11 protein-coding genes and 1 pseudogene are annotated in these 13108 nt (G+C 72.7%); 8 read left to right on the plus strand and 4 right to left on the minus strand.

All coding sequences use genetic code 11. The annotated features are described in order from the left end of the window. Positions 1–78: 78 nt before the first annotated feature. A complete protein-coding gene (locus NRK68_RS28575) occupies positions 79–1920 on the plus strand; it encodes an AMP-dependent synthetase/ligase (protein ID WP_257857145.1) in 1842 nt (613 codons plus the stop codon). A gap of 156 nt (positions 1921–2076) precedes the next feature. Here NRK68_RS28575 and NRK68_RS28580 read toward each other — a convergent pair whose 3' ends face one another. After that, entirely contained in the window at positions 2077–2283 is a 207-nt protein-coding gene (locus tag NRK68_RS28580; RefSeq protein ID WP_257857146.1) for a hypothetical protein, read from the minus strand. Positions 2284–2409: 126 nt separating this feature from the next. Here NRK68_RS28580 and NRK68_RS28585 point away from each other — a divergent pair. After that, a pseudogene (locus NRK68_RS28585) lies at positions 2410–2728 on the plus strand (HD domain-containing protein). A gap of 101 nt (positions 2729–2829) precedes the next feature. Here NRK68_RS28585 and sph read toward each other — a convergent pair. After that, positions 2830–3819, minus strand: coding sequence for a sphingomyelin phosphodiesterase (sph, locus tag NRK68_RS28590; RefSeq protein ID WP_257857147.1), 990 nt, complete (start codon positions 3817–3819; stop codon positions 2830–2832). Positions 3820–3945: 126 nt separating this feature from the next. After that, entirely contained in the window at positions 3946–4149 is a 204-nt protein-coding gene (locus NRK68_RS28595) for a hypothetical protein (RefSeq protein WP_257857148.1), read from the minus strand. Positions 4150–4241: 92 nt separating this feature from the next. Between NRK68_RS28595 and NRK68_RS28600 the strand changes: the two genes are divergently transcribed. Continuing rightward, entirely contained in the window at positions 4242–5144 is a 903-nt protein-coding gene (locus NRK68_RS28600) for an oxygenase MpaB family protein (protein ID WP_183063923.1), read from the plus strand. A 61-nt stretch (positions 5145–5205) separates the two neighbouring features. Here NRK68_RS28600 and NRK68_RS28605 read toward each other — a convergent pair whose 3' ends face one another. Beyond that, entirely contained in the window at positions 5206–6789 is a 1584-nt protein-coding gene (locus tag NRK68_RS28605; RefSeq protein WP_183063924.1) for a M1 family metallopeptidase, read from the minus strand. A 462-nt stretch (positions 6790–7251) separates the two neighbouring features. On the opposite strand from NRK68_RS28605, the gene NRK68_RS28610 reads away from it, so the two are divergent. The 5 genes from NRK68_RS28610 to NRK68_RS28630 all read left to right on the plus strand — a co-directional run bounded on the left by NRK68_RS28610 (position 7252) and on the right by NRK68_RS28630 (position 13000). Then, on the plus strand, positions 7252–9690 hold the full coding sequence (locus tag NRK68_RS28610) for a Tex family protein (RefSeq protein WP_308296323.1): 2439 nt from the start codon (positions 7252–7254) through the stop codon (positions 9688–9690). A gap of 305 nt (positions 9691–9995) precedes the next feature. Continuing rightward, on the plus strand, positions 9996–10496 hold the full coding sequence (locus NRK68_RS28615; RefSeq protein WP_183063925.1) for an ImmA/IrrE family metallo-endopeptidase: 501 nt from the start codon (positions 9996–9998) through the stop codon (positions 10494–10496). Further along, positions 10486–11673, plus strand: a complete 1188-nt coding sequence (locus NRK68_RS28620) for an MAB_1171c family putative transporter (RefSeq protein ID WP_257857149.1) — start codon at positions 10486–10488, stop codon at positions 11671–11673. Before NRK68_RS28615 ends, NRK68_RS28620 begins: the two co-directional genes overlap by 11 nt. Continuing rightward, positions 11670–12449: an SDR family NAD(P)-dependent oxidoreductase gene (locus tag NRK68_RS28625; RefSeq protein ID WP_257857150.1), complete on the plus strand. Its 780-nt coding sequence runs from the start codon at positions 11670–11672 to the stop codon at positions 12447–12449. The genes NRK68_RS28620 and NRK68_RS28625 overlap by 4 nt, the downstream gene beginning before the upstream one ends. Beyond that, a complete protein-coding gene (locus NRK68_RS28630) occupies positions 12446–13000 on the plus strand; it encodes a hypothetical protein (protein WP_257857151.1) in 555 nt (184 codons plus the stop codon). Before NRK68_RS28625 ends, NRK68_RS28630 begins: the two co-directional genes overlap by 4 nt. The last annotated feature ends 108 nt before the right edge of the window (positions 13001–13108 follow it).

The following is a 13108-nucleotide window of genomic DNA, read 5'->3' on the forward strand; positions in this document are numbered from 1 at the left end:
GCCTCGCTCTCTGCTCCACAGCTTGGGTTCAACAGTATTGCTGTCGCACCAACGATGTGAAACGGCCAGGAGCTGCCCATGACCACGAACCTGCGACTGCCCGGACGACCCGAAGAGATCACCTTCTCCGCCCTGCTGGCCCGCAACGCCGCCGAGTACGGGGATCTCCCCGCCCTCTCCTGGCGCGACGGGCCCGACGCGGCCGGGTGGACGACGCTCACCTGGAGCGAGGTCCGTCACAGGGTCGCCGTCCTCGCCGCCGGCTACGCGGCCCTCGGTGTCGAGCGCGGCGAGCACGTCCTGCTGATGATGGGCAACCGCCCGGAGCACTGGCTCAGCGACCTCGCCCTCTTCCACCTGGGCGCCGTGCCCGTCACCGTGTACGGGACCTCCGCGCCCGAGCAGATCGCGCACATCGCCCGGCACAGCCGGGCCCGGGTCGCCGTCGTCGAGGGCGCCCGTGAACTCGTCCGGTGGGAACCCCTGCTGGCCGCGGCCGACGTCCCCCTGGAGCGCCTGGTCGTCGCTGAGGCCGCCGAGGCCGGCCGGCACGGCACGTACGCGTCCCTGTACGCGAGCGGTGCCCGGATCCACCGCGCCGACGCCTTCGAGAAGGCCTGGCAGGAGAGCCACCCCGAGGACCCGCTCACCGTCGTCTACACCTCGGGCACCACCGGCGACCCCAAGGGCGTGCGCCTGACCCACCGCAACCTGATCCTGCAGGCGGTCCGCCTCGACGGGCGGGTGGACCTGCCCGAGCACGCCCAGCACATCTGCTACCTGCCCTTCGCGCACATCGCCGAGCGGGTCCTCGGCATCTACCTGCCGCTGCTGAGGGCCGCGCACGTCATGCTCTGCGCCGACCCCACCGCCGTGTCCGCGGCCGTCCGCGAGCTGCGTCCGGTGCAGTTCTTCGGCGTGCCCCGGGTCTGGGAGAAGCTCGCCGCCTCCGTCCGCGCGGTCCTCGCGCAGCTCCCCGAGGAGCAGCGCCACGCCATCGAGGAGGCCAACGACCTCGCCCGCGCCCGGGCCGGCCACCACGAGCGGGGCGAGGAGGTGCCCGCCGGACTCGAAGCCTCGTACGCCTCCGCCAAGGCGCGGACCCTGGATCCGCTGCTGCGCCTGGCGGGCATGGACCGGCTCGCCTGGACGGCCAGCGCCACCGCGCCGATGCCCATCGACGTCGTCCGCTTCTGGGCCGGCTGGGGCATCACGATCATGGACGCCTGGGGGCTCACCGAGACGGCCGGGGTGTGCACGCTCAACAGCGCCGACGGCTTCCGGCTGGGTTCGGTGGGCCGTCCGATCGAAGGGCTGGAGCTGCGGATCGCCGAGGACGGGGAGGTCCTCACCCGCGGTGCGACCGTCTTCGGCGGCTACCTGCGCCCGGACGGGTCGGTGGAGAGCGCCTCCGACCCGGAGGGCTGGTTCCCCACCGGGGACGTCGGCCGGATCGACGAGGACGGCTACCTCTGGATCACCGACCGCAAGAAAGAACTGATCATCACGTCCAACGGGAAGAACGTCTCGCCGGCGCTGGTGGAGAACACGGTCAAGGAACACCCCCTGATCGGCCAGGCGCTGGTGCACGGCGACGGCCGCTCCTACCTCGTCGCCCTGCTCGTCCTGGACGCCGAGCTGGCCCCGGTCTGGGCGGCCGCCCGCGGCATCGAGGCCGCCTCACCGGGCGCGCTCGCCGAACACCCCGCGGTCCGGGAGGAAATCGCCCGCGCGGTCGACGCGGCCAACGCCCGCCTCAACCGGACCGAGCAGATCAAGCGCTACCGGCTGCTCACCGAGGAATGGGGCCCCGAGACCGGAGAGCTCACGCCCTCCCTCAAGCTCCGCCGCCGCATCGTCCGCGACAAGTACGGCGCGCTCATCGACGGCCTGTACGAGGAGCCGTACGACGCGGTGTGACCCGAGGCCGCCGACCGGTCGGCGGACAGTGGTGGCACGCCTCTCAACGTGACGCATGCACAGGGTCCGGTGACTGCGGCGACGTCCCGACCAGGGTCTTTGTGGAGACAAGGGTCGGGGCGTCGCACGCCCGGGCGTGGGTGGGGCGGCCTCAGATCAGCGCGTGACAATGAACCCGCGCCCGGCCCGCTGCGCACGCGCGGCGGCAACCCCGGCGAGGACGGCAGTCGTCACGTCCCGGCCGTCCGCATCGAGAACGATCCACGTGCTCGCCGGATCGTCCGGCGTCACGGGGACGACGGTCCCCGCAATGCCGTGCTGACGCATTGCGGCGTACACCTCGAAGGCTGTGTCCGTGTTCATGTCCTCGCCTCTCTGCCGTACGGGGCGCCGAGCCTATTCCAGGATGGTGGCGCGGACATCGTTGAACGGTTGGACAGCACCGAGCCCTCTACGCGCGCGCCGAGAACTCGAAGGCATCCGTACGCAATCCGCCTCGCAGAGGCGTCAAGTGCGGGCTGGTGGATGGCGGGCGTCAAGCAGCCCGAGAGCGTCGCCGAACACTCCTGGCGTACGTCGCTCATCGCATCGATCACCGCGAAGCTGGAGGCGCCGATCCGGCGCGGGCCGCCTTCCTCGCGGTGTGGCACGACACCCAGGAGACCCGCACGGGAGTGCCGGCGCGCAACGGTGGATCGACAACAGCCGGGCCCGGCTCACGACCGAGACCGGTCAGAGGCTGGCGGAGGAGCTGCTGGGGCAGGGCCCTCTTGACTGGCTGCGGGCCGCCTTGGGAGAGAAGGGCTGAGCCCGGACGCACGGAAAACGCCCCCTCCCGACCCCGAAGGGCCGGAAAGGGGGCATCGTCGGCCTCGCTGATCTCGCCTGGTCGCCCAACGGTCGGGGACGTCAGCGGCCGATGACCGGGTAGTGGTCGGAGAGGTTGGTGTAGGTGTAGGAGGTGCCCCAGCTGGAGACCGTCCAGGGCGCCGACTCCTCCTTGACCACGTTGTTCTCCCAGCCCGCCGGGCGGGCGTGGCCCTTGCGGTGCAGGACGTAGTCCAGGTCCTCGCGCGGGTCCGTCGGGTAGCGGTACTTCGCTATGGAGTTCAGCGCGGTGTCGAAGGAGTACGGGTGGCCCGTGCGGGAGTCGGTGCCGGCGAGGTCGGCGTTGGCGAGGAGGCTCGCGTACTCGGGGGTGCGCGAGTCGACGTTGAGGTCGCCCGCCACGAGAACCTGCTCGTTCGCCGGGATGTTCTTGCCGTCGAGGAAGGCGTCGATGGCACGGAACTGGCGGGCGCGCATCTCCGCCGCCTCGCCCGCGCCGCAGCCCGGGTCGGTGGACTGCGCGTGCGTGCCGACCACGTGCACCTTCGCGCCGTTCACGTTCAGCACGACGTAGGCGAAGCCCTTGTTGGACCACCAGTCGGCGCCGCAGGCGTCCTTGAAGACGTACTGCTCCTTGCGGAGGATCGGCCACTTGCTGAGGATCGTGACGCCGCCGTCCTCCGGGGTCGTGGAGGAGTAGGCGCCGCCCGTGGCGTCCCAGCCCGTCCTGCTGCGGCCGACGACCGGGGTCTGGTACGGGTACTGCGCCGCGGAGTTGGCCTTCAGCGCGTCCGAGGAGGAGTTGTCGAAGGCCTCCTGGAGCACGACCAGGTCGTGGCTCTGGTAGAAGGAGGTCCTGGGGATCTCCGCGGCCCGGTGGTCCTGTCCCCAGTTCGGGTAGAGGTTCTTGCTCATCAGGAACACGTTGTACGACAGCACGCTGAGCCGCGGGGTGGCGGTGTTCTCCGCGGCGGCGGCGGCCGGCGCGGTGGTCACGGCCAGGGCGCCGGCGGCGATCGCCGCGACGGCCGCCGCGGCGGCGCGGTGACGGCGGTGGGAGCTGAGCAGCATGGGGGTCTCCATCGTTCCTGCGCGGGAAGATCGGCTCCGCCATCCAAGCAGCCGCGGTTACCTCTGGGTAACACCCGTGCAGCGACTTTCTGTCCGGACCGCGACGATCACGCGGCGGGCCCGCCGTCACTCCTCGGGAGGGGTCCAGGTGAAGCCGGCGAGACCTCCCGCAGCCTCCTCCCGGACCGTTCGGCGGCGGCGCCTCAGCACCAGGCGCAACACGACGACGATGCCCGCGGCGACCGCGAAGACGAAGGCGGCGGTCACCGAGGCGACCGCGAGCAGGGACGGCAGGAGAGCTTCCCACCACGCCGAGGGAGACAGGTCCATCGCCGCAGGATGGCGTGCGGACCGGCCCGCCGGAAGGGCTTCGGCGCAGGTCATACTGGGAAGCGGGAAAGATCGACTGCTTGGGGGCGCGCATGACCGGGAACGACCGACGGGCCGGGGTGGGGACACCGGGGACCCCCGCCGCCCGGACCGATCCGCAGCCGCCGCCGCCCGGCGGGGTGCTGTGGACCATCGCCGGTGACGTCCGCGCGCTGCTGATGCTGCCCGCCGCCTTCACGATGCAGGTCGCGCACCCGGCCATCGCCGCCGGCGTCGACGAGTACTCCGTCTTCCGCACCGACCCCTGGGGCCGCGGCGAACGCTCCCTGCGCTCGGTCCAGCTGTGGGTGTACGGCGGGGAGGACGCTGCCGAGGAGGGCCGCCGGGTCCGCCGCCTGCACAAAGACATCCAGGGCACCGACACCCGCGGCCGGCGCTACCACTCCCTCGACCCCGCCTGCTACGCGTGGGTCCACGCCACCGGCTTCCCGGTCTACCTGTACGCCGGGCGCTACCTGCTGCGCCGCTTCACCCCGGCCCAGGAGCGGCAGCTCTACCGCGAGTGGCTCCAGGTCGGCCGGATCCTCGGCCTGCGCGACCGGGACATGCCGCAGACCATCGAGGAATACTGGACGTACTGGGGCCGGATGCTGGCCGAGGAGATCGAGCCGACCGCGGTCGCCCGCGAGCTGGTCGCCACCGACGTGCCGCTGCCCCGGCCCGAGGGCGGGCCGCTCCCCGTACGGCTGCTGCTGCGGCTGACCTGGCCGGTACTGCGGGCGGCGTTCCTGCGGCTGCGGGCCTTCGTCACCGCCGGATACATGCCGCCCGAGGCGCGTGCCGCGATCGGGCTGGAGTGGAGCCCGGCGCAGGAGCGCCGGCTGCGCCGCTTCAGCACGGCCGTACGGCTCCTCGTACCGCTGCTGCCCGAACGGCTCCGGTACCTGCCGATCGCCTACCGGGCCCGCGCCGCCTGGCACGCGGGGCGCGGCTGACCGTACGTACGCCGGACCCGCGGCCCCCGCCGGACGCGGGGGCCGCGGGCCGGGCGCGGGCTCAGTGCCGGTGACCGGGACCGGAGCCGTGCCCGGCGCCGTTCCCGGTGCCGTGCCCCGTGCCGTGCCCGGTGTCGTGGACGGTGTTGGTCTCCGCGATCTTCTTCCAGGACTTCGGCTCGGCGGCCGGCTTGGCCGGGGCGGACTGCTGCGCCGACCGGGCCGCGGTCTTGGCGGCCGCCGGGTTGAGCGCCGACGCGTCGGGCTTGCCCGGGGTGTAGAGCCAGGTCTCGAACAGCTGGGCCAGGGGCTTGCCGGAGGCCTTCTCGGCGTACCGGACGAAGTCCCCGACCTTGGCGTTGCCGTAGGCCCGCTCGGTCGGCCAGCCCTTGAGGATCCGGAAGAACGCCTCGTCGCCGATCTCGTTGCGCAGCGCCTGCAGGGCGATGGCGCCGCGGTCGTACACGGCCCCGTGGAACTGGTTCTCCGGACCGGGGTCACCCGGCTTGACCTGCCAGAAGGCGTCCTCCGCGGGGCGCAGGGAGTAGGCCCAGTCGGCGAGCTCCTGCGCCGTGCCCTCACCCTCCTTCTCCGACCACAGCCACTGGCTGTAGCGGGCGAAGCCCTCGTTGATCCAGATGTCCTTCCAGCCCTCCACGGACACGCTGTCGCCGTACCACTGGTGCGCCAGCTCGTGCACGACCACCGAGACGTTCGCACCGTTCTGGAACTGGCGCGGACCGTAGAACGGCCGGGTCTGGGTCTCCAGGGCGAAGCCGGCGTTCACGTTCGGCACGTAGCCGCCCAGCGCGTTGAAGGGGTACGGCCCGAAGACCCCCTCCAGCCACTCGGTGACCTCGCCGGTGCGCTCCACGCTCGCCCGCGCCGCGCCCGCGGTGTCGCCGAGGTCCTTGCTGTACGCGTTGACGATCGGCAGCCCGCTCGCCGTCCTGTCGGTGGTGATGTCGAACTTGCCGACGGCGAGGGTGGCCAGATAGGTGGCCTGCGGCTTGTTGGAGCGCCAGTTGTACCGGGTCCAGCCGAGCCGCGAAGTCTGCGACTGGAGCACGCCGTTGCTGATGGCCTGGGTGCCGTCGGGCACGTTGACCGAGACGTCGAAGGTGGCCTTGTCCAGCGGGTGGTCGTTGCTGGGGAACCACCAGACGGCCGAGTCGGGCTCCTGCGCCGCCACGCCGCCGTCCGGGGTGCGCTGCCAGGCCGTCCAGCCGTCGACCTTCAGCTCGGACGGCTTGCCGGCGTAACGGACGACGACGGTCAGCGGGGTGTTGCGTGCCAGCGGCTTCGCCGGGGTGACTTCCACCTCGTGCGCGCCGGACGTGGCGAACTTAGCCTTCGCGCCGTTGACCCGGATCTCGCTGACCTTCAGGCCGAAGTCGAGGTTGAAACGGGACAGGTCCTGCTTGGCGGTGGCGATCAGGGTCGCGGTGCCCTCCAGCAGGTCCGTCGTCGGCTGGTACTTCAGGCGCAGGTCGTAGTGCGACACGTCGTATCCGCCGTTGCCGCTGGCCGGGTAGTAGGGATCGCCGATACCCGGGGCGCCCGGACCGGAACTCGCCGCCGACGCCGGGATCACCAGCAGAAGGGAAGCGGCGAGCACGCTCGGGACGATGACTTTGCGGTGCACGAATGGCTCCAAGTGGTAGGGGAGACAGCTCGGTTCAAGGTCGTCGCTCGACCGTATTCACCCCTGGCCCCTCAGGTCATGTCCATGGCCGCTGCCGTCACACGATCGCCATTCGGCCGTCACGCGTCCGCACGGGAAACGCTCCCCGTCCGGCCGCACGGGCGCCCCTCGCCCTGCCGTACCCGCCCCGGCCTGCGCCGCGACCACCGGACACCCCACCCCCGCCACCCCCGCCGCCGCCCCGGCCCCGCCCGAGGGAACGGCCGGATCGAACCACCGGCCCCGGCCCCCGGCCCGGGTCCGGCGCTTCACGCAGGTTCCGTGATCCGAGGCCGTGACCGCCGGTGCCTGCCCGGGGACCTCATGGGCAGGGCCTGACGGGCAGGGCTCCCGCCGTCCGTCGCGACCACCTGCCACAATTGGCAGCCTTCCAGTGCAAACGAAGGCAGGCGGGACCCGATCGTGACGATGTCCATCGAAGGCAGGATCGCCGAGGAGCTCGGCGTACGGGAGCGGCAGGTCAAGGCCGCCGTCGAGCTGCTCGACGGCGGCTCCACCGTGCCGTTCATCGCGCGCTACCGCAAGGAAGCGACCGAGATGCTCGACGATGCCCAGCTGCGCACCCTCGAGGAGCGGCTGAGGTATCTGCGCGAGCTGGAGGACCGGCGCGCTGCGATCCTCGACTCCGTACGGGAGCAGGGCAAGCTCGACGCCGAGCTGGAGACCCGGATCAACGCGGCCGACACCAAGGCGCGCCTGGAGGACATCTACCTCCCCTTCAAGCCCAAGCGCCGCACCAAGGCGCAGATCGCGCGCGAGGCCGGCCTGGAACCGCTCGCGGACGGCCTGCTGGCCGACCCGTCGGTGGACCCGGCCGCGGCGGCGGCGGCGTTCGTCGACGCCGGCAAGGGCGTCGCCGATCCGGCGGCCGCCCTGGAGGGCGCCCGTGCCATCCTCACCGAGCGGTTCGCCGAGGACGCCGACCTGATCGGCGAGCTCCGCGAGCGCATGTGGGGCCGCGGCCGGCTCGCCGCGAAGGTCCGCGAGGGCAAGGAGGAGGCCGGCGCCAAGTTCGCCGACTACTTCGACTTCGCCGAGCCGTTCACCGCGCTGCCCTCGCACCGCGTGCTCGCCATGCTCCGCGGCGAGAAGGAGGACGTCCTCGACCTCAGCCTGGAGCCCGAGGCCCCCGAGGACGCCGGCACCCCCGGTCCCTCCACCTACGAGGGCATGATCGCGCGCCGGTTCGGCGTCGCGGATCGCGGCCGTCCCGGGGACAAGTGGCTCGCGGACACCGTCCGCTGGTGCTGGCGCACCAAGGTCCAGGTGCACCTCGGCATCGACCTGCGGATGCGGCTGCGCCAGGCTGCCGAGGACGAGGCCGTACGCGTCTTCGCGTCGAACCTGCGCGACCTGCTGCTCGCGGCGCCCGCCGGCACCCGCGCCACCCTCGGCCTCGACCCGGGTTTCCGTACCGGTGTGAAGGTGGCCGTCGTGGACGCCACCGGCAAGGTCGTGGCCACCGACGTCATCCACCCGCACGTGCCCGCCAACCGGTGGGACGAGTCCCTCGCCAAGCTGGCCCGCCTCGCGAAGGAGCACGCGGTCGAGCTGGTCGCCATCGGCAACGGCACCGCCTCCCGCGAGACCGACAAGCTGGCCGGGGACCTGATCACCCGCCACCCGGAACTCGGGCTCACCAAGGTGATGGTCTCGGAGGCGGGCGCCTCCGTGTACTCGGCCTCCGCCTTCGCCTCGCAGGAACTGCCCGGCATGGACGTGTCGCTGCGCGGCGCCGTCTCCATCGCCCGCCGCCTGCAGGACCCGCTGGCCGAACTGGTCAAGATCGACCCGAAGTCGATCGGCGTCGGCCAGTACCAGCACGACCTGTCCGAGGTGAAGCTGTCCCGCTCCCTCGACGCGGTGGTCGAGGACTGTGTGAACGGCGTCGGCGTCGACGTCAACACCGCCTCCGCGCCGCTGCTGTCGCGCGTGTCCGGCATCAGCGGGACCCTCGCCGAGAACATCGTCGCCCACCGCGACGCCCACGGCCCCTTCCGCAACCGCAAGGGCCTCAAGGACGTGGCCCGCCTCGGCCCCAAGGCGTACGAGCAGTGCGCGGGCTTCCTGCGCATCCGCGGCGGCGACGACCCGCTGGACGCCTCGGCCGTGCACCCGGAGGCGTACCCGGTGGTGCGGGCGATGGGGAAGACAGCGGGCGGCGAGGTGGCCGCGCTGATCGGCAACACCGGGGTGCTGCGCTCGCTGCGGCCCGAGCAGTTCGTCACCGAGGCCTTCGGCCTGCCCACGGTCACCGACATCCTGCGCGAGCTGGAGAAGCCGGGCCGCGACCCGCGACCCGCCTTCAGGACGGCGACCTTCAAGGAGGGCGTCGAGAAGATCGGCGACCTGGCCCCCGGGATGATCCTGGAGGGGGTGGTCACCAATGTGGCCGCCTTCGGCGCCTTCATCGACATCGGTGTCCACCAGGACGGTCTGGCGCACGTCTCGGCGCTGTCGAAGAACTTCGTCAAGGACCCCCGGGACGTGGTCAAGCCGGGTGACATCGTCCGGGTCAAGGTCATGGACGTGGACATCCCGCGCAAGCGGATCTCGCTCACCCTGCGGCTGGAGGACGAGGCCGGAGCCGAGCGCGGTGCCCCGCGCCAGCGCGAGGAGCGGCGCGGCGGCGGCCGTCCGCCGCAGCAGCGCGGCGGAGCCGGCGGCCAGGGCGGCAGCCGGAACCAGGCCGAGCGCGGCCGGAGCGAGCGCGGCCAGGGCCAGGGCGGCGGCCAGGGCCGCCGGCAGGGCGCCGGAGCCCCCGCGCCCGCGAACAGCGCCATGGCCGACGCCCTGCGGCGGGCCGGCCTGACCGGCCCCGAGGAGCGCCGCAAGCGGTGACCCGAAGCGTCGGGGGCGTGCGGGAGGAGTTCCGTACGCCCAGGGGCGGCCCCCGGCCACCCGGCGCGTGAGGATCTTCGTACGTGATGGCCGAATAGGTTCCCCACCTGGGGACTTTCCTTGCCAACTCCCGTACAAGATCTGTAGGCATGGTGGAACGCCCGTTCGTCATCCGGCGGACGGGCTTCCGCGTTTCCTCCCTCAGGACTGCATTCCCCGAGGCCGCCTTGAAGGCACAGGACGTCATGCCCATGCCCACACACGCCTACCGACGCTGCCCCGGAAAGGCTCCGAAGAGGGATCACATGCCCCACCGGCAACTCAGCATTCGTAAAAGGTGCGAGAACATTCTCGGCCATCTGGATCTGACCCATCCGTTCTCGCTCGACGCCCTGTGCGGGCGGATGGCCGAGCAGCGCGGCCGCCCCATCCGGCTCCACCCCCTCCCCAAGGAGGCGGCGGAATCCGGGGTCTGCGGACTGTGGGTGGGCACGGCCAGCGTCGACTACGTCTTCTACGAGGCGCAGACCACCCCGCTGCACCGGGAGCACATCGTCCTCCACGAGCTCGGCCACATCCTCTTCGGACACAACTCGCTGGAGGGCGAGGAGACCGACGACGGCGCCCCGGTCGTACTGGGCCGCACCAACTACACCACCCGCCAGGAACAGGAGGCGGAGATGCTCGCCAGCATGATCCGCATCCGTACCGCGAACGCCGGCCCGCGCACCCCCGCCCGGCACCGGGGCACCCTCGCCCGCCTGGAGTCCGCCATGGGGTACGAGCGGGGCACCGATGGCGGCTGACCTGACCGACTTCGGCAACTGGCTGGCCGTCCCGAGCGTGGTCCTCCTGTGGGCCGCCGTCCTGCTGCGCGCCCCGGGCGCCCTGCGCTCGCCCCAGCAGCGCGGCCTGTGGCTGGCCGTCGCGACCGCCGCCGCCGCGATGACCCTGAACCTGCCCGACGTCGTCTCCTACGCCATGAGCCGCGGCGCGGCCTACGCCCACTCCATCGGCCTCGTCCGCAACCTCATCGGGGTGCTGTCGGCGGGCGCCGTGCTCTACTTCGTCGCCGCCACCACCCGCGGCCGCCGCCTCCGGCTCGGCTCCTGCGCCGCCACCGTGGCCTGGCTGACCGCCCTCGTGGCCCTGGACGCCGCCGCCCCCGCCCACGGCACCCACACCATGCCCCCGGTGGGCGACCCGGTGCCCTCCCTCGCGTACTGGCTCGTGCTGATCTCCGCCCACGTGATCGCCAACACCGTCTGCGTCTGCCTGTGCTGGCGCTACAGCCGGCGCACCGAGAGCCGGGGGCTGGCCGCCGGCCTGCTCCTCTTCGGCCTCGGCACCGCGCTCGCCGGACTGTTCTGGCTCGCCTACCTGGTCAAGGCACTGTTCGCCAACACCTGGGCGATGCCCGCGCTCCCGCTGCTGATGAACCTGCACGGCATGCTGCGCGCCGCCGCGATCCTCGTGCCCACCCTGTTCATCCTCCGGCGCACCCTCGCCGACATCGCCACCGCCTGGCGGCTGTGGCCGCTGTGGCGCGACCTCGTCGACGCCGTCCCGCACGTCGCCCTCAACAAGCCGCGCTCGGGCCGGGTGGCCGAGTTGCTGTGGCCGCCGGTCCCGCGCAACCTGCTGGTCTACCGCAAGGTCATCGAGACACGCGACGCCATCCTGATCCTGGGGGAGTACGTCGGGCCGGGCGCCCTGGAGCAGGCCCGCGGCCGGGCCGCCGACCACGGGATCCCCGAGCAGCGGCGCACCGCGGCCGCGCTGGCCCGCGTACTGAAGGACGCACGGCGGGCCAAGCTCGCCGGGCTGCCCGGGCGGCCGGGCGAGGCGGCCGCGCTGGAACTGCCCGCAGCCATCCAGAGTTCGAACGAAGGCGGGGACCTGGCGGACGAGGCGCGGTTCCTCGTCGACGTCGCCGAGGCCTACACCTCGCCGGCCACCACCGAGGAAGTGAACGCGCCGTGACCACCGTACTGATCACCGGAGCCAGCGCCGGACTGGGCGCCGCCTTCGCCCGGGGATTCGCCGCCAAGGGCTGCGACCTGGTCCTCGTCGCCCGCGACAAGGACCGGCTGGGCGACGTCGCCGACGCGCTGGCCCGCGAGTACGGCACCGCCTGCGAGGTGCTGCCCGCAGACCTGCTGGACCCGGCGGACCTCGACCAGGTCGCCGGGCGGCTCGCCGACCGCACCCGGCCCGTGGACATCCTGGTCAACAACGCGGGCTTCGGGCTCCCCGCACCCTTCCCGTACAGCCCGGTCGAGGACGAGGAGCGGATGCTCGACCTCCTCGTCAAGGTCCCGCTGCGGCTCACCCATGCCGCCCTGCCCGGTCTGCGCGAGCGCCGCCGCGGGGGCGTCGTCAACGTCTCCTCGGTGGCCGGACTGCTGCCCACGGGCACCTACGGGGCCGCCAAGGCCTGGGTCACCGCGTTCAGCGAGTCCCTCCGGGTGGACATGGAGCCGTACAACGTCCGGGTGCTGGCCGTCCTCCCCGGATTCACCCGCACCGAGTTCCAGGAACGCGCCGGAATGGACGTCAGCGCGCTGCGTGACGCGGTCTGGCTGGAACCGGAGGCCGTCGTCGAGCAGGCGCTGAAAGACCTCGCCCTGCGCCGTCCGGTCAGCATCACCGGCCGTCGCTACCAGGCCTACGCCCTGGCCGTCCGCCACCTCCCGCGTGCCTTCGTCGCCCGGAAGATGGCCCGCAAGCGCCGGGCCCCCGCCGGACCGGACGCATGACCGGGCCCGCGGACCGCGCCCGCCAGGCCCTGGCATCGGGTCTGCCGCCCGCCGAGGTGTACGCCGCACTCGCGGTCGGTGCCGGCTTCCGGGACACCGCCCTGGCGGTGTGCGACGCGCTCGGCATTCCCCGCGCGGACGCGGAGCACCGGCTGCGCGGCACCGAGGAACTGTGGGGCGACTTCGCCCCCGGCGACGAGGAGTTGGCGGGGGAACTCCTCGACCTCGCCGCGGTGTTCGACGTCCACGTGACGCTGGACGAGCCCGGCGAGCAGGTCCGCCGCCTTCTGGGCCGGTCCATGGGCGCACTGGGCGGCATCGGCAGCGGGGCGGCCTTCAGCATCAGCCGGAAGCTGGCCACCGGCCGCCTGCCCGAGGCGTACACCGTCCTCGTCGGCCTGCCGGTACGCGACCGCGGGGACCCGGCCCGCTACCGGGCGGAGCTGATCGCGGCCGGTGAACTGCTCGCCGACTGGCTGCCGCCCGACGACCAGGAGGCCGCCGGGCGGGTGCGCGAGGCACGCGAACGCTGCGCCCGGCGGGACCCCTAGCCGGTAGCGCCGGTCAGGCCCGCGGTGTCCGGTGCCGTGGGGTCTCCCCAGGCCCGGAGGGCCGAGGGGCAGCATCACCGGGCGGACGGGCGCGACGAGTACGGGACG

Source organism: Streptomyces yangpuensis, from assembly GCF_024666385.1.
GTDB classification, from domain to species: domain Bacteria; phylum Actinomycetota; class Actinomycetes; order Streptomycetales; family Streptomycetaceae; genus Streptomyces; species Streptomyces yangpuensis.